This window comes from Flavobacterium sp. 3HN19-14 (assembly GCF_051373205.1).
Taxonomy (GTDB): domain Bacteria; phylum Bacteroidota; class Bacteroidia; order Flavobacteriales; family Flavobacteriaceae; genus Flavobacterium.
Genome location: NZ_JBPPZT010000001.1, coordinates 2,641,200 through 2,665,325, shown reverse-complemented (window position 1 = coordinate 2,665,325; position 24,126 = coordinate 2,641,200). Strand labels below are relative to the sequence as shown.

General features: G+C 42.0%; 15 protein-coding genes and 1 pseudogene. 15 read left to right on the top strand and 1 reads right to left on the bottom strand.

Translation table 11 applies throughout. The features are described 5' to 3' along the window. Nucleotides 1-172 precede the first annotated feature (172 nt). The 15 genes and pseudogenes from ACSLFW_RS14360 (at nt 173) to ACSLFW_RS14290 (ending at nt 22,453) form a co-directional block, all read left to right on the top strand. A complete protein-coding gene (locus ACSLFW_RS14360; protein ID WP_436556332.1) occupies nt 173-724 on the top strand; it encodes a hypothetical protein in 552 nt (183 codons plus the stop codon). Between the two features lie 35 nt (nt 725-759). Continuing rightward, on the top strand, nt 760-1,248 hold the full coding sequence (locus ACSLFW_RS14355) for a hypothetical protein (protein ID WP_436556331.1): 489 nt from the start codon (nt 760-762) through the stop codon (nt 1,246-1,248). Beyond that, nucleotides 1,245-3,020 carry a beta strand repeat-containing protein gene (locus ACSLFW_RS14350; protein ID WP_436556330.1) on the top strand — a complete coding sequence of 592 codons (1,776 nt, stop codon included), beginning with the start codon at nt 1,245-1,247 and terminating at the stop codon, nt 3,018-3,020. The genes ACSLFW_RS14355 and ACSLFW_RS14350 overlap by 4 nt, the downstream gene beginning before the upstream one ends. An 88-nt stretch (nt 3,021-3,108) precedes the next feature. Continuing rightward, the gene (locus tag ACSLFW_RS14345; RefSeq protein WP_436556329.1) at nt 3,109-9,204 is read left to right on the top strand and encodes a beta strand repeat-containing protein; all 6,096 of its coding nucleotides are present in this window, start codon (nt 3,109-3,111) and stop codon (nt 9,202-9,204) included. Beyond that, nucleotides 9,123-9,545 carry a hypothetical protein gene (locus tag ACSLFW_RS14340; RefSeq protein ID WP_436556328.1) on the top strand — a complete coding sequence of 141 codons (423 nt, stop codon included), beginning with the start codon at nt 9,123-9,125 and terminating at the stop codon, nt 9,543-9,545. Before ACSLFW_RS14345 ends, ACSLFW_RS14340 begins: the two co-directional genes overlap by 82 nt. Further along, nucleotides 9,493-12,462, top strand: coding sequence for a beta strand repeat-containing protein (locus ACSLFW_RS14335; protein ID WP_436556327.1), 2,970 nt, complete (start codon nt 9,493-9,495; stop codon nt 12,460-12,462). The genes ACSLFW_RS14340 and ACSLFW_RS14335 overlap by 53 nt, the downstream gene beginning before the upstream one ends. 15 nt (nt 12,463-12,477) lie before the next feature. After that, nucleotides 12,478-13,491 carry a hypothetical protein gene (locus ACSLFW_RS14330; protein ID WP_436556326.1) on the top strand — a complete coding sequence of 338 codons (1,014 nt, stop codon included), beginning with the start codon at nt 12,478-12,480 and terminating at the stop codon, nt 13,489-13,491. 14 nt (nt 13,492-13,505) lie between these two features. After that, entirely contained in the window at nt 13,506-14,228 is a 723-nt protein-coding gene (locus tag ACSLFW_RS14325; RefSeq protein WP_436556325.1) for a hypothetical protein, read from the top strand. Further along, nucleotides 14,192-18,268: a MopE-related protein gene (locus ACSLFW_RS14320; RefSeq protein WP_436556324.1), complete on the top strand. Its 4,077-nt coding sequence runs from the start codon at nt 14,192-14,194 to the stop codon at nt 18,266-18,268. The genes ACSLFW_RS14325 and ACSLFW_RS14320 overlap by 37 nt, the downstream gene beginning before the upstream one ends. Further along, entirely contained in the window at nt 18,177-19,436 is a 1,260-nt protein-coding gene (locus ACSLFW_RS14315) for a T9SS sorting signal type C domain-containing protein (protein ID WP_436556323.1), read from the top strand. Before ACSLFW_RS14320 ends, ACSLFW_RS14315 begins: the two co-directional genes overlap by 92 nt. Before the next feature lie 273 nt (nt 19,437-19,709). Beyond that, nucleotides 19,710-19,793, top strand: a pseudogene (locus tag ACSLFW_RS14310) (TetR/AcrR family transcriptional regulator); the annotation flags it as partial. A gap of 3 nt (nt 19,794-19,796) precedes the next feature. Continuing rightward, nucleotides 19,797-20,198: a TetR family transcriptional regulator C-terminal domain-containing protein gene (locus ACSLFW_RS14305; protein ID WP_436556322.1), complete on the top strand. Its 402-nt coding sequence runs from the start codon at nt 19,797-19,799 to the stop codon at nt 20,196-20,198. After that, nucleotides 20,199-21,617 (top strand): MFS transporter, encoded by a 1,419-nt coding sequence (locus ACSLFW_RS14300; protein ID WP_436556321.1) that lies wholly within the window; start codon nt 20,199-20,201, stop codon nt 21,615-21,617. A gap of 40 nt (nt 21,618-21,657) precedes the next feature. Next, a complete protein-coding gene (locus ACSLFW_RS14295; protein WP_436556320.1) occupies nt 21,658-21,987 on the top strand; it encodes an isocitrate lyase/phosphoenolpyruvate mutase family protein in 330 nt (109 codons plus the stop codon). Further along, complete coding sequence (locus ACSLFW_RS14290) at nt 21,953-22,453, top strand: isocitrate lyase/phosphoenolpyruvate mutase family protein (RefSeq protein ID WP_436556319.1); 501 nt, start codon at nt 21,953-21,955, stop codon at nt 22,451-22,453. Before ACSLFW_RS14295 ends, ACSLFW_RS14290 begins: the two co-directional genes overlap by 35 nt. A 168-nt stretch (nt 22,454-22,621) precedes the next feature. Here ACSLFW_RS14290 and ACSLFW_RS14285 read toward each other — a convergent pair whose 3' ends face one another. After that, on the bottom strand, nt 22,622-23,542 hold the full coding sequence (locus ACSLFW_RS14285) for a T9SS sorting signal type C domain-containing protein (protein ID WP_436556318.1): 921 nt from the start codon (nt 23,540-23,542) through the stop codon (nt 22,622-22,624). Nucleotides 23,543-24,126: the final 584 nt, after the last annotated feature.

Below are 24,126 nucleotides of genomic sequence, written 5' to 3'. Positions count from 1 at the left end.
CTACAAAAAAATGCTAAAAAACTATTTAATAGTTTAAAATATAACACACCAATCTACAATTAAGTTCTTATTTAAATCAACCCCCTCAATCAGTAATTTTATGCATTCAATTTTACAATTTTTTGCCGTGAAGAATTTTGCTCCTAAAAAAAGTAAATTTCTATTGCCGATTATGCTTTTATTTTTTGCCAATTTCGGCAGTGCCCAATCCAGCGGCATCTTCGAAAGTTATGCAATTTTAAGCATTAATGGAGGTGCCAACGCCTATTACGATATGCAGGCATCGACCGCGAATCCCGACTTGCAAGGAGCAAGTCTTGGCACTTTTACGCTTGGCACCAATACGTTGGTCGTCAAGGGTGGAGAGAACAAGACCTACAAGAACGGTGGGTGTAACATCAACAGCAGTAATGTTTATTACCGCATTTATGTTACAGGCAATACGCCCGGAGCGTTTACTTCTGTCAGTGAACCTTTTTCTGCAAACCTCGCTAATCCGGGAGACCAATCCTGGGTTGGAACTTCGGGAGCTATAAATTTAATCAACAATATTGTTCCGGGTAATTATACGCTGGAAATGTACTCTGATGCAAATTACGATTCTTGTGGAACAGGAACTCATTTTTCAAGCAACAGCGGCGCCAACTATAAGGCGACTTTTGTCGTTGTGGCGAATCCTGCAACTCCGGTTTTTATTTCTTCAACCGGGGAACTACAACATTAACTTCGTACGCCACTTTAAAAGCTGCATTCGATGCAGTGAATGCAGGAACGCACACAGGTGTGATTAATATTTACATTGGAGGTAATACCACAGAAACAGCTATTGCATCGTTAAATGCCAGTGGCTCAGGATCGGCCTCTTATACTTCAATGAGCATCACCCCGGTTGGAGGAAGTGCGAGAACTATTACTGGTTCTTTGGCTAGTGAACTTATAGCTTTAAATGGAGCTGACAATGTTACCATCAACGGGTTGAATGCCGGAGGAAATACTCTTACAATTTCTAATACTAGTGCCGTAAATACCTCAGGTACCAGTACAATTAGGTTTGTTGGAGGTGCAACTTCAAATACAATTACAAATTGTTCTGTTTTAGGGTCAGGCTCTATGGCAGTGGGTACTAATGGTGGAGTTTTCTTTTTTAGTACTGATGCTGCAACACTCAACGGTAACGACAACAATACAATTTCCAATTGTAATATTGGCCTGCAGGTTCTAACTTGCCGACAAAAGGCATTTATATGAACGGTTCGACCAGTACTACGGCAATCAATAATAGTGGTAATACTTTTTCAAATAATAATATCTACGATTACTTTGGAGCAGCAGTTTCGAGTTCGGGAATATATATTTCATCAGGTAATACGGATAATATTATTACCGGGAATAACTTTTATCAAACTGCTACAAGAACACAAACTACAGCTTCACAGCATTCTTCGATTTGGATCGCTAACACAAGCGGAAATAATACTTTAATTTCTGCTAACAAGATAGGGTTTGCGACATATCCGTCTGCTACCGGAACCGGTTCGGCAACGGCTGGAACTGGAAGTGGTAAATATACGTTTGTAGGTATTGCGAGTTCGGTTTTTGTTCCTGTATTTTTGAATGTTGGAAGTACTACCGCGACAAGTGTTCAGGGGAATACCATCTCTGATATAGCGATTTCCGGTGCAATGAGTGGAACAACTTCGACTACATCTGTCAGACTCGTTTACATCGCAGATGGTCTGGTTTCTATCGGAAATGTTACCGGAAATACTTTCGGAAGTATGTCGGGGACAGGAAACATTACTTACACAAGTTCTTCATCAAGTGCTACGGATTTCAACTGTGTTTATAACTTTGGAAATTTTGCCTTTATAACCAATAATAACTCTATCGGAGGTATTTCTGTGACTAACAGCAGTACAGGTGCAGCCAATTTTTATGGTCTTCGTTGCAACACAGTTGCCGCTGTTACTTTTGTAGCTACCGGTAATACGATTGGCGGAACAGTGGCAAATTCTATTAGTACCACATCAACATCTACGTCAAATATTGTTAATGCGATAAATAATGCAAGCCCGATAGGGACATTCACAGGCAATACAATTCGCAACATTACAACAAATGCCGGCACAGGAACAGGTAGTTCTGCTTCTTTGGCGGGTATTGTTATGATTTCAACTGCTAACAATATTGTTTCGCAAAATAGCATTTTTAATTTATCAAACACAAATACTTCAGCGGCTTCAACGGTAACCGGAATTCATTTTAACGGGTCTACTGTCAACACAGTTGATCGTAATAATATATACGGTCTTACAGCTGCAACTAACTCTGCGACTGCTGAAGTAACGGGTATTCGTGTAGCTGGCGGAACAACTACTTACAAAAACAATATGATCACTATTGGTGATGGTATTGCAAATGCTGTTCAAATTAACGGTATCAATGAACCGTCAGGTACAGGAACCGACAATTTTTATCATAACAGCATTTATATCGGTGGTGCACCTACTGCGGGAACCGGAAACTCATTTGCTTTCAGTTCATTAACAACCGTAACAAGAGCGTTTAGAGATAATATTTTTGTTAATGCCAGAAATAATGGTGGGGCTACAGGTAAGAACTACATCGTAAGAGTAGGTGGAACTACTGCCAATCCTTCTGGGCTTACGATAAACAACAATATTTATTTCGGATCTGGAACAGGAAACGTCTTCGGGTTTTTCAATTCGCTTGATGTAGCTGACCTCACCGCCTGGAAAACAGCAGTAGGACAAGACGCCAATAGTTTTAGTTCAAATCCACAATTCTTGGCGCCAACTGCTTCAACTCCGGATTTACATATTAATCCTGCAATTGCGACTGCTGCTGAAGGTAATGGTGCTGCCATTGCTGGAGTAACTGATGATTTTGACGGACAAACGCGTTCAGGACTTACACCAACAGATATCGGTGCTGATGCCGGTAACTTTACCGGACTTGATTTAATCTGGACAAGCTATCACTTATACCAATCTGGTTAATACTACTTCTGTTGCGAACCGTGCTTTTACAGCAGTTACAATTACGGATATATCAGGCGTTAACACTACCGCGGGTACAAAACCAAGATTGTATTACAAGAAATCTTCTGAAGCCAACACGCTTGCTGGCTGGAAATTTGTTGAAGCCAACGGAACTACAAGTCCGTTTGATTTCACGATTGATTACAGTGTATTAACTGGTGGTTCAGCCAGTGTTGGAGACGTAATTCAGTATTTCGTCGTCGCTCAGGACAACGCTGCACCAACTGTAAGCATTAACTCAGGTTCGTTTGCTGCTACACCTTCAAGTGTTGCTTTATTAACCGCACAATTCCCAATCGGCGGAACTATTAATTCTTATGCAATTCAGGCGTCACTCAGCGGAATAAAAACTGTTTGTCCTTCTGGTTGTGATTATACTACGCTTACCGTTGCTGGTGGGGCTTTTGATGCAATTAACAATAGTGTAGTATCGGGTAATCTTACCTTGCAAATTGCAGGAGATTTGACAACTGAAACGGGTGCAATATTGTTGAACGAATTTGCTTCTCCTTATACCTTAACGATTAAGCCAACAGGTGCTGCAAGAAATATTTCAGGAACGTCAGCAGTTAACCTTATTACACTTAACGGTGCTGATAATGTAACCATTGATGGGGCATTAGGGTCAACTGCTAATACTGTTTGTCCGCCTAGTGCCGCGACGAGAGATTTAACAATTACCAACAATAACACAGGTACGTCATCTGTAGTTGTTGATGTTCAGAATGCTTCTGCTAATAATGCTACAAGTAATACTATTAAAAACTGTAATATTGTTGGAAATGCTTCAACAACAACTTTCGCTGGTATTTATCATTCAAATAGTACAACAACACCAAATACTAATAATTCATTTATAAATAACAGCGTATCAAAATCGCAGTTGGGTATCGTTTCGCTTGGAACGAGCGCTGCTGTTAAAAATACGGGTACGGTAATCAACCAAAATTCGATAAATTCTGTATCTCCGAATAATGTGCAGATTGGTGGTATTGCTGTAGCTTTTGACAATGGTGCTTTGATTTCAGGAAATAATGTTTCCGGGATTAATTCATCGTCAGATGCTTATGGAATATCTCTTGGTGTTACGTCATGGACTGCTACCACTACAACCGGAAGTGAAGTAAGCAATGCTACGATAAGTAATAACATCATTGGAACGGTACAAACCACCGGCGCTAATAGTGCTTCCGGAATTTTGGTAGGCCTTTCTTCTACTGGGGTTAACCAGATTATCAACAATAGCATTTCTGGTGTAATTGGAAATTCAACTCCTGGCGATCTTACGACGGGAATTTTTACAATCAACGCGACAGGTTCTTCAACACGTATTTATCATAATACAGTTATTATGAGCGGAGACCGGGGCACAGGAACTACCGGCTCGAGTCTTGCGCTTGCAGTAGGAGGTTCAGATATTGCAATCGATATTAGGAACAACATTCTTGTTAATAAACAAACCACTGCTTCTACAGGAAAATCGTATGCGATAGGTTTGGGCTATTCGACTTTTGCGAATCTTACTTCAAATAATAATGATTTATTTGCTTCGGGAACCAGTGCGGCATTTTCAGTTACGTCGACATTAAACTCGGGAACAAATTCAACTTCACTTAGTGCTTGGCAAACCACAACAGGAAAAGATGCTGCCTCTATGAGTGTCGACCCGGCTTTCACATCGTCGACTGATTTGCGACCGATTTCAACAGATTCAGCTAATATTTCGCTCTATAATGGTGGTGCTAACTTAACTGCTAGTGTACCAAGCGATATTGACTGCGGTACAAGATCGACTACGCCAAGTTTAGGTTTCAAAGAATTTACGCCTCCCACCTGCGTTACGGCAGTTGGCGGAACTGCTTCAGGAAGCACTACCTTATGTAATTCAGGAACTCCGACAATTACCGCTACGGGTTATTCTTCGGGAATCGGCTCCACTTATCAGTGGATTTCGTCAACTGTTTCAGCTGACTATCCAAATGCTGGCTCAAGTGTTTCCGGTCAAACAAATCCAGCTTCGCTATCAACAGGTGTTGTAAGTACTACAACTTATTATTGGTTGCGTGTAACTTGCGGTACCAATTCATCAACTGATAATTCTTCACTTGTTACAGTTACCGTCAGCCCTTCAGCTGCTTCCATTTCCGGACCATCCTCGAAATGTGCTAATGATCCGGCTGTTACTTTAACCGAAAATGGCGGCACAGGAACTTCATGGTTATGGAGTCCGGGTGGTGCTACTACACAATCGATTTCTGTTAATCCAGCATCAACTACAAATTATACGGTACAGGTTACCAGCCCGGGAGGCTGCGTCTTAACATCAGCAGTAAAAACACTTACTGTAAATCCTAACCCTGCAGGTGTTACTGCTACCGCTACGTCAACGGCATTATGTGCAGGAGATACGGTTAATCTTACATCTTCTTATACTGCAACTTCTGTTGCGACGGCTGGTATGAGTGGTTATAATGTTACAAGAACTACCGGAACGCCATACACTTCTATCTTCCCCGCTACTAACGTAACTTCATGGCGTAATAACACTACTGGTTCAGGATCAGGTGCCATGAGTGATGATAATCTTAGTAATACTCAGCCTATTGGTTTTTCATTTGTTTATAATGGCACTTCCTACTCAAATTTCCTGGTAAGTACCAATGGATTTATAACTTTCAATACCGCAACGACTGAAATAGGTACAAGTTCTACCCCTTATGGCTTTACAAATAACTGGACAGGTTCTCCTGCCGGTTTGGTGCTCGCGCCGAATTGGGATGATCTTCAGACAGCTTCAAACGCTGGGTCTTTAGCAGATTTAAATGCCAGTATAAATTATGCCACAACTGGTACAACTGGTAGCAGAATCTTAACAGTAGAGTGGAAAAACATGCAGGATTTTAGTACTACATCTACTGCGTCTTACAACTGGCAGATTAAGCTTTATGAAGCAGACAATCATATCGAATTTGTATATGGAACGATGACGCAAAGTGCCGCAACGGTATCGAATAGTGTGGGATTAAGTTCGGCGAGCGTCAGTACTACTCCGACTGCTGCTGAATTATTGAGCCAGACAACTGTAAATACCGGAACATTTGGTTTTACAAACCAAAATTCTCTTACACCGGTTCCGGCAAGTAATACCACAATTTCGTTTGCCAAACCCTCTCCGGTTTACAGCTGGACAGGGCCTAACGGATTTACTAGCGCTTTAGCGAATCCAAGTATTGCTTCTGCTACAACTGCAGCATCCGGAGTTTATAATTTAGTTGTGTCTAACTCGGTCACAGGTTGTCAGTCTGCCCAGGCTTCTACGGCTACCGTAACAGTTAGCCCGCCAAGTGTTGGAGGTACAGCAACTGCTGATCAGACAATTTGTTCAGGTTCACAACCGCTCGATTTAACTTTATCAGGTAACACTGGTGATGTAACAAAATGGCAAAAATCAACAGATGCAGGATTTACTTCACCTGTTGATATCGCCAATACAACTACAACTTTAACAGGTGCTGCAATTGGAGCTTTAACTGCTGATACCTGGTTCAGGGCAGTAGTAAAAAGCGGGACTTGTGCTACAGCAAATTCTGTGGCGGTTCATATTACAGTTAATGCAGCAACTGTTGCTGGTTCAGTAACGGGAGGGACAACAATATGCGAAGGCTCAACAAGCGGTCTTCTTACATTGGCCGGTCATACAGGAACAATCGTGCGTTGGGAAAGTGCTGTAGCACCGTTCTCTACATGGAGTCCGATTGCCAATACGACTGCAACTTACACATCTGGTTCTTTGATACAAACGACTCAATTCAGAGCTGTAGTTCAAAGCGGTGTATGTGCTGAAGCAGCTTCAACAGCTACAACTGTAACTGTAGATCCTACAACTGTTGCAGGTTCGGTTACAGGTGGAACAACAATCTGTGAAGGTTCTACAAGTGGACTCCTTACATTAGGAAGCCATACAGGAACAATCGTTCGTTGGGAAAGTGCAGTTGCTCCGTTCTCTACATGGAGCCCGATTGCTAATACTGTGTCTACATACACATCAGGTGCTTTGACACAAACTACTCAATTCAGAGCAGTAGTTCAAAGTGGTACATGTCCTGAAGCACTATCAGGTGCTACAACCGTAACTGTTGATCCTGCTACCGTTGCAGGTGCTGTTACAGGTGGAACGACAATCTGTGAAGGTTCAACAAGTGGCACACTTACATTAGCAGGTCACACCGGAACAATCGTTCGTTGGGAAAGCGCTGTAGCTCCTTTCTCGACATGGAACCCGATTGCTAATACAACAAGTAATTACACATCAGGTATTTTAACGCAAACAACTGAATTCAGAGCAGTAGTTCAAAACGGTTCTTGTGCTGAGGCCTTCTCATCAACTACAACTGTAACTGTTGATCCTGCCACTATTGGAGGTTCTGTTACAGGTGGTACAACTATCTGTGAAGGTTCAACAAGCGGCACGCTTACATTAGCAGGTTACACCGGAACAATCGTTCGTTGGGAAAGCGCGGTAGCTCCGTTCACAACATGGAATCCGATTGCGAATACTATTTCTACTTACACATCTGGCACATTGACCGAAACGACAGAATTCAGGGCGGTAGTTCAGAGCGGTTCTTGTACCGAGGCAGCTTCTTCAGCAACAACCGTAACTGTTAATCCTGCTACAGTTGGTGGTTCGGTTACAGGTGGTACAACTATCTGTGAAGGTTCAACAAGCGGTACGCTTACACTGGCTGGTCATACAGGAACAATCGTTCGTTGGGAAAGTGCTGTAGCTCCGTTTTCTACATGGAGTCCGATTGCGAATACTATTTCGACTTACACATCTGGCACATTGACCGAAACAACTCAATTCAGAGCGGTGGTTCAAAGCGGCTCTTGTACTGAGGCTCCTTCATCGGCAACAACCGTAACGGTTACACCTGCTACTGTTGCAGGTTCGGTTATAGGTGGTACAACAATCTGCGAAGGTTCAACAAGTGGTACACTTACCTTAGCTGGTCATACAGGAACAATCGTTCGTTGGGAAAGTTCAGTAGCTCCATTCTCTACATGGAGTCCGATTGCTAATACGATTGCTACTTATACATCAGTTGCTTTAACTCAGACTACAGAATTCAGAGCGGTGGTTCAAAACGGTTCTTGTACTGAGGCAGCTTCTTCAGCTACAACTGTGACTGTTGATCCTGCTACTGTTGGAGGTTCGGTTACGGGTGGTACGACAATTTGCGAGGGTTCAACAAGTGGTACGCTTACACTGGCAGGCCATACAGGAACAATCATTCGTTGGGAAAGCGCAGTAGCTCCGTTCTCTACATGGAGTCCGATTGCTAACACTACCAATACATATATGTCAGGTGCTTTAACACAAACAACTGAATTCAGGGCAGTAGTCCAAAGCGGCTCTTGTACTGAGGCTGCTTCATCAGCAACAACCGTAACGGTTACTCCTGCTACTGTTGCAGGTTCGGTTACAGGTGGTACGACAATCTGCGAAGGTTCAACAAGCGGTACGCTTACACTGGCAGGCCACACTGGAACAATCGTTCGTTGGGAAAGCGCAGTCGCACCGTTCTCTACTTGGAGTCCGATTGCTAATACAACTTCAACTTATACATCTGGTGCTTTAACACAAACGACTGAGTTCAGAGCTGTGGTTCAAAATGGATCTTGTACTGAAGCATTTTCATCAGCTACAACCGTAACTGTTGATCCTACTACTGTTGGAGGTTCTGTTACTGGCGGTGCTACAATCTGCGAAGGTTCAACAAGTGGTACACTTACATTCACGGGCCATACCGGAACAATCGTTCGTTGGGAAAGTGCTGTTGCGCCGTTCTCTACATGGAGCCCGATTGCTAATACAACTTCTACTTACACATCAGGCGCTTTAACGCAAACGACTGAATTCAGGACAGTAGTTCAAAGTGGTTCTTGTCCTGAAGCAGCTTCATCAGCTACGACTGTAACGGTTACTCCTGCAACAGTTGGAGGTTCTGTTACAGGTGGACTACGATTTGCCAAGGTTCAACAAGCGGTACGCTTACATTGGCCGGCCATACAGGAACAATCGTCCGTTGGGAAAGTGCAGTTGCTCCGTTCTCTACATGGAGTCCGATTGCTAATATAACTTCGACTTACACATCTGGTGTATTAACCCAAACAACTCAATTCAGAGCTGTGGTTCAAAACGGTTCTTGTGCTGAGGCAGCTTCATCGGCTACAACTGTAACTGTTGATCCAGCTACTGTTGGAGGTTCGGTTACTGGTGGTGCTACAATTTGCAGCGGACAAACCAGCGGTGTTTTAACATTATCTGGCCATACCGGAACAGTTGTTCGTTGGGAAAGCTCAACAGATAATTTTGCGAATGTTACTACAATTGCAAACACTACAACTACATACATTTCAGTTGCCATTGACACAAACGACTCAGTTCAGAGCGGTTGTTCAAAGTGGCGCATGCCCTGAAGCAGCTTCATCTGCAACAACCGTGACAATTAATTCAGGTCCGTTAGCAGTAGGCAACTACGCTATCCCAGGCTGTTTTGCTACAGTTGCTGCTGCGGTTAACTACATCAATACAAACGGAACTTCAGGAACAGGAACAGTTCAGTTTGATATTGCTGCAGGTCATACAGAAACTGCACCGGCTGGTGGATTCAACATCACGGCTACGGGTACAGCGACAAGAGGAATTGCTTTTGTGAAAAGTGGTGCAGGTGCGAATCCTACATTTACAGCTTCGCCTTCACAAACTGTTGGTTCTGTATCAGATGCGGTATTCAAACTTGTGGGAGCTGACTATATAACTCTTGATGGTTTGACCATGCAGGAAAATGCAGCTAACACTGTTTCAGGAACTGCTGCAACTAATAATATGACTGAATTTGGTGTAGCCTTATTATATGCTTCTTTAACTGATGGTGCTCAGAATAATACCATCAAGAACAATACAATCAGCCTTAACAGGACTTACCTCAATACTTTTGGTATCTACAGTAATACACGCCACAGTGCAACTGTGATGACAACTGCTGCAGAGGTTACAGCTGCTTCAGGTTCTAACAGTAATAATAAAGTTTACACCAATGCTATCAGCAATGTGAATTATGGTGTTGTATTTATTGGAGCGGGTACAACTTTAGCTGCTATTGATAATGGAAATGATATCGGTGGAGCATCACCGGTGACAGGCAATACCATCACTAATTGGGGTGGAGGATCTGCACTTACAGCTTATACTTCATTAATTACAAATAACTACGGTATCATCGCTAATCAGCAGATTAATGATAATATATCATATAATACAGTTATAAGTGCTGCATTGGCCACTGCTATTACTCCTGGCGGAATTGCAAAACTTTATAGTGTTGCATCTCCTACAAGCGGTACGATTACAAGTACTATCAATAATAATACTGTGGCAGTAACTAATAACCCAACAGCTGCTGCAATAGGTGTTATTGGTATCAATAACCAAGGCTTAACTCCGTTATTGGCATCAGCTACGATGAGTATCAATGACAACACAGTACAAAACTGTGTTTTGGGAGGAAGTACTGTTACAACAGGAAGTATAACAGCAATAACGAATGCTTCTATACCGGGCACTTTGAATATGAATGGTAATACCGTTGTTAATAATGCTATTACTGCGACGTCTTCAACTTCAGGTATAAATGCAGGTATTGCGAATTCTGGCGCTGCCGGAACTGTTAATATCAATAATAATATTGTAAGAAGCCTGGCTTCTACTGCAACCACAGGTCAGGTACAGGGAATCATTAATACAGGTGCTGTAGTAACGGCGTTGAATATCAACAATAACCAATTGGGTAACACTACAAGTGGATTATTCTCTACTTCAACTGCAACTTCAGGAGGGTTGTTTGGTATTGCATCCAGTGCAGGTGCCGGAACTTGCGCATTATCGATTACCGGTAATGATGTAAGAGGTATTACTTACAATGTTGCGGCTACAGCTGCCAACACTTATATCTCTAACACAGGTATTACATTATCACAAAACATCAGTAACAATACCTTTACCAATTTGAATGTAAATACTACAGGTAGTGTAACTTTCATCAGTAACAGTGTAGCTGCTCCTGCCGCTGGTTTCAAAACCATTAATGGCAACAGCATCGTTACCGGATTTAATAAAGGTGGTGCAGGTGGAACAATTGCATTGTATAATGACGGAGCTTCTTCAGTGTGTACTACACCTGTACAGAATAACAACAACAATTTCTCTAACATTACTGTAACCGGCGCCACTACAATTACGGGTTGGTTCAATAATGACGGAACAGGTGCAACACCTGCTAAAACAATTACTGGAAATACATTCAGTAACTGGACTGGTGGTACATCATCTATAATTGTACTTCAATCTAATTTTGGTGGTTCTAATACAATGTCTGGAAATACGATAAGTAACATTACCGGACAAGCTGCCGTTACCGGAATCCTGGTAGGAAGTAGCGGAACTATTGCTAACTTGTCAGTTGCATCGAATACTGTTACCGGACTTTCGTCTACAGGAACAGGAGGAACTGTAATTGGTATATCTAATGCAGTTGCCGGTTCTTCATCGTCTGAAATTGCTTCGAATACTGTCAGGACACTTTCTTCTACAGGTGCTTCAGCAGTTACCGGAATCACGGCTTCTGCATCGACAAACATCTTGAAGAATAAAATCTCTGATCTTTCAGGAAGTAATGCCAGCAGTACTGTAAACGGTATCGTTGCATCTTCAGGTACAGATAACATTTCTAATAACCTTATTGGTGATTTACGTACACCGGTGGCAAATGCAGCCAATCCGCTGAACGGTATCAACATCACCGGAGGTACAACAATGAATGTTTATTTCAATACGATTTACCTTAACGGATCAAGTTCTGGTGCATTATTTGGATCATCTGCCATTTCAGCATCTACAACGCCAAATGTAACATTGAGAAATAACATTTTTGCGAATGCTTCTACTCCAGCAGGCGCAGGTCTTGCTGTAGCTTACAGAAGATCATCTACTACGCTTACTTCTTATAATAGTGCTTCGAACAACAACTTGTTATTCGGAAGTGCTATCTATACTGACGGTACTAATACAGATGCAACACTTGCAGCTTACAAATCGAGAGTTGGATCAAGAGATGTATTGTCTTTCAGTGAAAACCCGGCTTCATTATTCGTAAGTACCTCAGGCGCTTCTGCAAGCTTCCTGCATATCAATCCTGCAACTCCGACAGGAGTAGAGAGTGGTGGTACGACAATCAGTGGATTTGCTACAGATTTTGATGGCGATACCCGTAATGCAACTACACCAGATGTTGGTGCGGATGAAGGTAACTTCTTGTTATCTGATACTTTTGGTTAGGCCATCACTTATACTTTGCTGTCAAATGGAGTTGTTGCAGCTACAAGAACAGCTTCAGCCATAACGATTACGGATGCTACCGGTGTAAATGTTGCACCTGGTACAAAACCAAGGTTGTATTACAAAAAAGCCACGGATACGAATGACCTTACCGCTACAGGTTGGAAATTCGTAGAAGCCAACGGAACTGCTTCACCATTCGACTTTACTATCGATTATTCTTTACTGAATGCGGGTTCTGTAACAGCTGGTGATGTTATCCAATATTTTATCGTAGCTCAGGATACTGCAGCTCCGAATGTGGGTATCAATTCAGGAACTTTTGCAGCATCAGCTTCAAGCGTTGCATTAACCGGTTCACAATTCCCATTAGGAGGAACTATCAACAGTTATACTATCGTTCCTGCTATAAGCGGTATCAAAACCGTATGTCCTTCAGGTTGTGATTATACAACACTAACGGTTGCAGGAGGTGCTTTTGCAACTATCAATAGTGGCGTTGTAACAGGTAATGTTACTTTACAGATTGCCGGCGATTTGACAACAGAAACCGGAGCTGTATTGCTTAATGAGTTTGCTTCACCTTATACAATTACAATTAAACCAACTGGTTCACCAAGGATAATTAGCGGAACTTCAGCTACTGCACTTATCGGCTTAAACGCTGCAGATAATGTGACTATCGATGGATCTTTAGGTACAACCGTTAATACAATTTGCCCGCCAAGCGAAGCTACCCGTGATTTGACTATCACTAACAATAATGCAGGAACTTCTTCTGCAGTTGTATGGATGCAAAGCAGCGGAACAAACGGTGCGACAGGAAATGCAGTGATTAACTGTAATTTGATAGGAAGTTCAGGTACCGCTACCTTATTTGGTGTGGGATCAGGAAGCAGTACTATCGCCCTGACCTCTTTGGGAACTTCTAATAACAACAATACTTTTGTTAATAATAGCATCAGTAAAGTACAAGTTGGTATTTTCTCTCAAGGTGCTTCTGCAGCTGCTAAAACAGCGGTACAGTAATCAGGAAAAACCTTATGAATACGGTTTCGCCTAATAACATTTCACGTGCCGGTATCTTTGTCGGATTTGACAACGGAGCAGATATTTCCGGAAACCAGATTGCGCACATGAACACCTCAGCAGCACCGGCATTTGGTATTGCGTTAGGTTTCACAACCGGTACAGGTGTTAATACTTACACAACTTTCACAGGCAATGAGGTAACCGGTGCAACGGTAACGAATAACGTTATTGACGATATTCTTCGTACTGGTGACGGAAGTAGTTTTGGTATTTGTTTAGCAACCGTTACGTCTGCAGGTGCTGCGGTTAATACAATCGCAAATAACTCGATTACACGTGTTAACACAACAGCTGCAACACCATCTGACTCACCTTATGGTATCTTAGCGGGTGGAGGTACAGTGGGATCTACACGTATCTACCATAACTCTATTTCACTTTCCGGAGTTGCTTCGGCCAGTTCCAATACATTTGGAATAGCCGTTGCGGGTACAAATCCTGTAGTTGATATCAGAAACAATATCATTGTAAATAAATCAACTACAACCAGTGCTAAAGGCTATGCATTAGCATTTGCATCTACGACATTTACTAACCTTACCTCTAACAACAATGACTTCTTTGTGACAGCTGATGCTAATCACTTTGACATTATTACAGGCGGGCTTGCAGGTACTACCGGAGTTACACTTGCGTCATGGGCAAGCACTTCATCAAAGATACTGCGTCTTTAAATATTGACCCGGCGTTTAGTTCGGCAACAGATTTAAGGCCTGCCATTGTAGCAGGAAACTCAACACTGGCTGGTGGTGGTGCCAATATTCAGGCCTCAGTACCGTCAGATATTGATTGTGGTTCAAGAAGCACTACGCCAAGTATCGGATTTAAGGAATTCAGTGTGAATATCTGTTCTGGTGCAACTGCAGGAACTGCTACACCTTTAGTGTCAGTTTTATGTGGCTCAGGTTCTACTACGATTAACGCCACCGGATATTCTTCAGGAATCAATACCACTTACCAGTGGCAATCTTCTCCTGATCAGAACACATGGACGAGTATCGGATCAGCAACATCTTTATATGCCAGCCTTTCGACAGGTACAATAACTTCAACAACTTATTACCGTTTAGAAGTTATCTGTACATCAGCGCCAGCTACTGATCATTCAACTGTTGCTACTGTTACGGTTAATACTGTACCGGTTGTAAATGTAACTCCGTCTTCGGGTGCTTATTGTGGTTCAGGAAGTGTAAACCTTGTTGCGTCAGGTGCTACGACTTATGTATGGTCGCCTGCAACAGGACTTAGTGCTACAACAGGAGCGTCCGTAACTGCAACTCCAAGTGTTACTACCACTTATACTGTAGTAGGTACTGCTAACGGATGTTCATCAGTTGGAACTACGGTGACTATTACAGTTAATGAGTCTCCTTCTACAGTTACTGTTACACCCGCTAGTACAACAAAATGTAGCGCTGACCCGGCAGTTTTACTGACGGCTTCAGGTGGTTCTTACACTAATACAATTTTGAGTGAAAACTTTAATACTTCTGCGCCTACATGGACAATTACCAATGCAGGTACTTCTCCTGCGGTAAGTAACTGGGCGTATACTAACGTTCCTTATACAGATACTGCAGGAACTGCAACTTTCTCTAACTTCACAACAGTGAATGGTGGTAAATTTGCTCTTTCTAATGCTGATGCGGGCGGAAGCGGTTCGATTACAAATTCTGTATTAACCTCTCCATCGTTCAGTACTGTAGGTTATACTGCAGCTAACGTTTCGTTCGAGCATGCTTATAAATATTGGGCTAGTGGTGACACTACCGTTAAACTTGAGATTTCAACAGACGGTGGTACCAACTGGGTTCAGTTAGTTGACTATAAAGGAACAGACAGAGGTAATTCAACTAACAATACACAAACCACTGTTCCTGCAACTGTAAGCCTTAGTGCATACTTAGGACAAGCGAACCTGAAAATTCGTTACAACTATGTATCAACATGGGGTTACTATTGGATTGTAGACGATGTTAAAGTTACCGGAACAACAACAGCTCCAATTACATGGACACCAGTTGCCGGGTTGTATACTGATGCAGGTGCTACCACAGCTTATACTTTAAATAGTCCAACGACTACAGTATATGCTAAACCGGGAACTACTGCAACTTATACTGCTACTGCTACATCTCCTACTACAAGTTGTTCTAACTTTGGTACTGCTACAGTAACGGTTGATCCGGCTTCGGTTGGAGGAGCGGTTGCTGCTGACCAGACAATCTGCTCAGGAAATACACTTTCATCTGATTTAACCTTATCAGGAAACGTTGGAAATGTAGCAAAATGGCAAAAATCTTCAAACGCTGCATTTACGGCACCTGTTGACATTGCCAATACGACTACAACACTTACTGCCGCCGCTATCGGAACATTAACGACTGATACCCTGGTTCAGGGCAGTAGTACAAAGCGGCGTATGCTCTGTAGCCAATTCATCTGCTGTACACATTACTGTAAGTGGCACAACTGTTCAGGTTCTGTTACCGGTGGTTCAACAATCTGCGAGGGCTCAACAAGCGGCATGCTTACATTAGCAGGCCATACAGGAACAATCGTTCGTTGGGAAAGTGCAGTTGCTCCATTCTCAACATGGAATCCGATAGCAAACACTACCAACACATATACATCAGGTGCTTTGACGCTGACAACCCAATTCAGAGCGGTAGTTCAAAGTGGTTCATGTCCTGAAGCGGCTTCATCTGCAACGACTGTAACTGTTGATCCTGCTACTGTTGCAGGTTCAGTTACTGGCGGTACAACTATCTGTGAAGGTGCTACAAGTGGTACACTTACATTAGGCGCGCATACCGGAACGATCGTTCGTTGGGAAAGCGCTGTTGCTCCGTTCTCTACATGGAATCCGATTGCTAATACTACAAGCACATATACATCAGGTAATTTGACGCAAACAACTCAATTCAGAGCGGTAGTTCAAAGTGGTTCTTGTCCTGAGTTTGCTTCAGCTGCGACGACTGTAACTGTTAATCCTGCTACTGTTGGAGGTTCGGTCACTGGTGGTACTACCATCTGCGAAGGTGCTACAAGCGGCACACTTACATTAGCAGGCCATACCGGAACAATCGTTCGTTGGGAAAGTGCTGTAGCTCCGTTCTCTACATGGAGTCCGATTGCTAACACGACTAATACCTATACATCTGGTGCTTTGACACAAACGACTCAATTCAGAGCCATAGTTCAAAGTGGTTCTTGTCCTGAAGTTGCTTCATCTGCAACAACAGTAACAGTTAACCCAGCTACTGCATCCGGATCGGTTACAGGTGGCACGACAATTTGTGAAGGTTCAACAAGTGGTACACTTACATTAGCAGGTCACACAGGAACAATCATTCGTTGGGAAAGTGCTGTTGCTCCGTTCTCTACATGGAACCCGATAGCTAATGCGACTGCTACTTACACCTCAGGCGCTTTAACGCAAACGACCCAATTCAGAGCGGTTGTTCAGAGTGGTTCTTGCCCTGAGGCAGCTTCATCTGCTACTACAGTAACGGTTAATCCTGCAACTGTTGGAGGTAATGTTACCGGTGGCACGACAATTTGCTCAGGTTCTGCAAGTGGTACGCTTACATTGGCGGGTCACACCGGAACAATAGTTCGTTGGGAAAGTGCTGTTGCTCCGTTCTCTACATGGAGCCCGATAGCTAATACGGCTAGTACTTATACTTCTGGTGCATTGACACAGACGACTCAGTTCAGAGTTGTTGTTCAAAGTGGTGTTTGTGCTCAGGCATTCTCATCTGCAACTACTGTAACAGTAACCGCAAGTACAACTTACTATGCAGATGCTGACGGTGATGGTTTTGGTAATTCAGCGGTTTCACAGCAGGCTTGCTCAACGCCAACAGGATATGTTACAAATAACACGGATTGTGATGATACTAATGTAAACATCTATCAAAGCGGAAGCTTATACGTAGATAATGATGGTGATCATTACTCTAATAGTAGTGCAACCGTATGTTATGGTGCAACTGCTCCTGTGGGTTACTCCCTGACCAACTTAGGTACAGATTGTAATGATAACGATCCAACAGCGCATCAGCTTTATACATTCTATGCTGATACCGATGGAGATGGTTATGGTGCCGGAGTAACTGTGCCGTTCTGTACTGCAAACGGTACAACACCACCAGCTGGTTATTCAGTTAACGCTACCGACTGTAACGATAATAATCCTAATGTAAACCCAGGTATGCCAGAGATTCCGGGTAACGGAATTGATGATAACTGTAACGGTACAACTGATACAGATGCTGTACCTTGTTCAGCTGTTACAACATGGAACGGTTCTGCATGGTCTCCATTCCAGCCGGTTGCTACTCAGGGAGCTGTCATCAACGGCAACTATTCTTCAACGGGAGATTTAGCAGCTTGTACATTGACGGTAAACAGTGGTACTGTAGTGGTTAACCCTGGACACGATTTCACCATTACAAATGCAGTAACGGTTAACGGAGGTTCATTGACATTCGAAAACAACGCTAACCTTATCCAGGTGAACGATGTTGACAATACAGGTTTGATTACAGTGAAGAGAAATGCAACAATGAGAAGATTGGATTACGTTTACTGGGGGTCTCCGGTAGCAGGCGCAGGATTTGAAATTATTCTCTCCATACACAGTGTCGCCTACGAATGCGCCAGGTTATCCAACGCCGACAGGAGCATCACGTTTCTACACGTTGAATGAACCAACGAATGGTTTTGTTGTCATCAATGAGCCACTTGGTGTTAACTTCACTGAAGCTAAAGGTTATATGCTTCGTGCACCGAACAACTTCCCGTCAAACGGAACTCAAGCCACTTTCAATGGTGTGTTTGCCGGTGTGCCGAATAATGGAATGTCATTCCTTCCAATCACCAATACTGGTGCAGGAAAAGGATTCAACATGTTAGGAAACCCTTATCCGTCAACCATCAGTGCTGATTTGTTCTTGCAACAAAACCCGGGTGAATTGTACTTCTGGACGCATACCAACCAGGATGCACCATCGGGAGCCAACTATGCGACTTATACCACTTTTGGTACAGCCTCTGCAGCAGGTGGCGCAACACCAAACGGTACAATTGCAGTTGGACAAGGATTCTTGTTGAAAACACCTTCTGCTTCGGCAATTGCAATGTTTAACAACTCGATGCGTACAGGTAACAACACTGCGACATTCTTCAGAAACGCAAATGTTGACAAACACAGAATCTGGTTGAACCTTAGCAACTCTGTTGGATTGCAAAACCAGATCCTTGTAGGTTACATGAATGGTGCTACTGATGGTGTTGACGTATCAGTTGATGCGAAGCAAATCGAAAGTGGCATTAACAACATCGCGACACTTATCGGTGATGATAAATTTAACATCCAGGCTAAAGCATTGCCTTTCGTTGATACTGATGAAATCCCGATGAGCTTCAATGCGCTTGCTGCCGGTAACTTCACCATCAGCCTTGATCATACTGACGGATTGTTCGCTGACGAGCAGAATATTTTTATCAAAGATAATCTGACAGGAACTATCCACAGCGTGAAGGACAGCGCTTATGAATTTGCAGCAGAGGCGGGTACAACAACAAACCGTTTCAGCATTGTATTCCAGAATACGAATCTACATTTTGAAAACCCAACATTCACTGCGAATGATGTGGTTGTATTCAAACACGATAATGTACTGAACATTAATTCAGGCAGCATCGCAATGAAAACTGTTAGAATATTTGATGTTCGTGGAAGATTCATTTATGAAAGAACTGACATCAATGCTACTACAACTGCGCTTAAAGACTTGAGAGCAGAGCAGGAGGTACTTTTGGTACAAATCACTTCACAAAACGGAGAGGTTGTTACTAAGAAAGTTGTTTATTAGTCTTAATATTTTTTGAATAAAGAAAAAGCCTTCCGGGAAACCGGGAGGCTTTTTTGATTTAGCACAGTTTGAATTGAAAATTTAGACTTTGTGGATTTGATATTTGCATAAGAATCTTGTATTTGGCTATGTACCTATAAATAAAATATATTAACATAAATAGACAAATTTGTCTATTTGCAATTATCTTTGTTGCATGACAAAACAAAGAGGACAAGTCGTTATCGACAAAATATTAGATACTGCTGAGCGCCTGTTTATGCTCAGGGCTATAATAATACCGGCATAAACCAAATAATTGAGGAGGCGAATATTGCTAAGGCATCGCTATACAAGCACTTCGAATCAAAAACTGACCTTATGGTCGCATATTTGGAGCGTTTTCATCAAAATTGGTTTGAACGCCTGCAATCGGAAGTAGAAAAAGTTCCAAGCCCAAGATTAAAACTACTGGTTATATTAGATTACCACCTTGATCGTCAGGAAACTAGGGCTTATGGTGGCTGTCCATTTATAAAAGCGAATAGCGATGCAGGTGATTCTGACCAAAGGATTCTTTCTGAAATCCAACAAGCCAAAGTGCGGCTTAAACAATATATAACCGAACTCGTTGCTGATTCAGGACATAAAAAAATCTTATCTGACAACGAATTGGCAGAAACAATTTTCTTGCTGATGGAAGGTGGAATAGCAGCAGCATCCGTATTCAAGCATGGCATCGACCTGGAAGCCGCTAAATCAATCCTTAAAAAACTCATCTAAATGGAACAATCAAAAAATAAATGGCTGGAGTTATCCATCGTATTATCGGCTCCGTTGCTATCGGTTATCGACGTTTTCATCATTAACGTCGCCATACCTGCCATAAAAAGAGGCGTACATGCAAATGATGCCGAAATACAGTTTGTCATTGCAGGATATTTATTGGGCTACGCGGCTTTCCTGATCACTGGCGGCCGCACCGGAGACCATTTCGGACGTAAGAAAGTCTTTTTCTGGGGAATGCTGGCATTTACTGTCGCTTCATGTTTCTGCGGCTTATCCATGAATGCTTTACAGCTCAATATTACCCGATTTGTACAAGGTTTAAGCGCGTCGTTTATGGTGCCACAAACTATTGCCTTTATTCAGGTGTTGTTTACCGATACGAAAGAACGCGCTAAAGCAATCGGGATGTTTGGCATTACGCTCGGAGTTGCTGCTGTCATCGGCCAGGTACTGGGCGGTTATTTGTCAGATACCCATTGGGCTATCGAAGGCTGGAGGCTTATTTTCTTTATCAATCTGCCGATTGGAATTATTACTTTATGGGCAACACATAAATATGTACGCGAAACACAAACAAATAAAGGCAGTAAATTTGATTACTCAGGTATTTTCATCCTTACTGTTGCCCTTTTTTGCCTTATATTTCCACTGATTGAAGGCCGCGAGAATGGATGGCCCTTGTGGAGCATTGCACTGCTGATTGCATCCATCGGAATATTTGCCTACTTCATCCGCAACCAAAAACAAAAGCTGGCCAATCACGAAAATCCACTTATTGATGTTCGATTATTTCAAATTAAAGATTTTAATATCGGACTATTTGCAGCATTGTTCCACTTTATGCTGCATACTTCCTATCTGCTCCTAAGTGCGGTATACCTCCAAAACGGACTTGGCGTATCCGCATTAGATTGTGGATTATATTTTATTTTCCCGGGTGTATTGTTTATAATATCATCAATGCTGGCGCCTAAATTAATGCTGCTTTTCGGAAAACGCGTGATGCAAACCGGTGCGCTTCTTCTTGGGGTTACATTTCTGATGCAGATTGAATTCCTTAAGCCTGGTAGTAGTACTTTCGTGATCATATCTCTTATGGGCGCATGGGGTTTCAGTAATGGACTTGTGCTGCCTGCCTTATTGAATGTTACACTCAAAAGTGTTCCTGTTGAATATGCCGGTGCTGCGGCGGGTGTATATTCTACGTTTCAACAAACTGCGTCTGCATTGGGTGTAAGCATTATCGGTGGCATCTTTTTTTATTTTTCTGCAGATGGATGGCAAACCGCTTATACAGCAGGCATGATTGCCATATTGGTTTGTGTTGTATTGGTCAGCTTAATGCTATTCCTATTGCCCGATACAAAACAATCTTTGCAAAATCAATCACGAACAGCCGCCGCTATCGAATAATCCATAATCAGATAATCATAACACTTTTAAAAAAATCCATATGAAAAATTCAGTACAAATTTTCAGAAACCTCCACGAAAACGACACACCTCTGATATTGCCACTTGCCTGGGATGCTGCAAGTGCAAAGTTATTCGCCAACGCCGGCGCAAAGGCTATAGCGACTTCGAGCGCAGCGTTATCATGGGCTTTGGGATATGCTGATGGCAATAATGTGCCGTTCGATAAGCTTAAAGCTGTCGTTGAAAATATTTTGCGGGTAACCGATCTCCCTTTATCTGTTGACGTTGAAGGCGGTTATAGCGAAAATACGGATAAGGTTGCCGAAAAATGTCATGCAGCTTGTGAGATTGGGAATTTCTGGCATTAATATAGAAGATGCTGATGATTCGTTTGAATTGTTGCTGGAAAAGATTCGGAAGATAAGAGAAAAACTTACTTCGGAGAAAGCAGATATTCATATTAATTTTCGAACAGATGTTTATCTCAAAGAGCTTGTAAATCCGGAAAATCAGGTAGCTGAAACAATTCGTCGTGGTAATGAAGCAAAAATGGCCGGAGCCGACAGCTTATTTGTTCCGGGACTGACCGACCTGCAATCTGTCAAAACAATTGCTTCAGAAGTAGCGCTACCAATTCATGTTATGGCCTGGGAAGGCTTACCGAATGCGTCAGAATTGAGTAAATTTGGCGTAAAACGATTGAGTGATGGCGCGCGTATTGCAGCAGTTGTTTGGAAATCTGCTGCGAAAGCCGCTCATAATTTTATGACTACAGGAGATTCAGAACCGTTGGTTGACGGAAACTGGGAGTTACAGCAATTGCTGGCCGATTAAATTGATGACAATCATTAAGATATGCCCGGATACAAGCAATAAAAAATCCCTTAAAGGGATTTATAAATTTTTAGATTTTGCGATATTTTGCCTGCAGATATAAATTAAAAAAGGAGTGAAAAACTATCATCTTTCACTCCTTTTTTATTATTTCGATTAACCGCAAAGTTAATATGACACCTTCTTAGTTACCAATCCGCTATCTGTATCAATATTCACAACCAATACCTGTTGTTCAGCTTTCAGATTGTTGATAACAGTTGCGCTTGCATTGATATCTTTCACTTCAAGCAACAAACGACCTCTTACGTCAAAAATCTGTACGCTATTCATTAAAGCTTTTCCTGCATTAATATGTAAAGCCTCATCTTTTTTGAAAATAAGTACGCTGTTAGCATCTGCATATTGGTTTTCAACTCCAAGTGTGCTGTCTTGCGTATATCCTACAGTCAATCCCGGTGCAGCAGCGGGCGACGACAATCCGTAAACAAAACTAGGTGTAGTAGTGCCATTTTTATAACCTGTTACAGCCGGAGCGGTTGAACCTGATTTGATAATGTCGTTAATCCAAAGTTGGGCATTACCATTACCGGTAAATGCAACTGTATTGGTAAAACGGTACCTGCCAATTCTATAAGTTCCGTTTGGAATCAAAACAGAAGATGATCCGGGAACAAGCGTTCCAATCACACGCAATTGGCCATAGCCATTTACTAATCCTCTGTAGGAACCAACCCCGTTTACTCCGGAAAAATCCAGTCCGTTAAAAACGGCATCACGCGTACCCGGAAGCAAAACAAAACTACCTCCATTTGGAGCAGTTGATGGTGTACCGCCGTTTAGTATTGCAGGATTAAAATTGATACCATATTGTAAATTTCCGATTTTGATTCCGCCATCGGCCAGTGCCGTTCCTGTATGGTTAACAACGAGATTGACGTCGAAATCTAATGTGGTAGGAGATGGAAATGATGGATTTCCAAGAGTAAGTTTAAAATTAGCGCCTTCAACTTGAGCGAATCCTGAATAGGAAAGCATTAATAACGAAAGAAGCAACAACTTCTTACAGCTGTGTGTAGTGATTTTCATAATAAAATTGGATTAGGTTTTGGTAAAAAGTGAAATGCAGGATTAAATTATCACTTTTTCGAGGGATAAATATAAAAAAAATAGTTGTAACAAGATGAATTTTATAAATTATTTTAAATATTTTATTTATAAACGCTTGTTACAGTATTATTTACAGAGTTTGTGCGACTTTATTCTCTTATAAATATTGAGTCGATTGAGAAAATTTAGCTATCTGATTATTATGAATTTCGTGTGAATATTTTAATGTTTTAAGTTACGCGCTCCCAAATTTTACTAGCATAACGAACTTTAAAGTTTAAAAAATTGCCATTATTATAAGTTAAAAATTTGGATAAGTCGTTAACTTTTTTATTGAATTTTTTTACATAAAGCGGTAATTTAAAATCCAATTTTATGCAAAAATCTAATACCGTTTGCATACGATTTTATGCTTTTTGGTGATCAAAATAAATGTCATATCCCATAAATTATTGACTGATAAATTTTTAAAAAATCAATGTTTCAAACGATATAGAAATGCAAGAATTTTCGTTAAATTATTTTTTAAGAATATTTAACAGGCATCCTCCTAATAATTATTT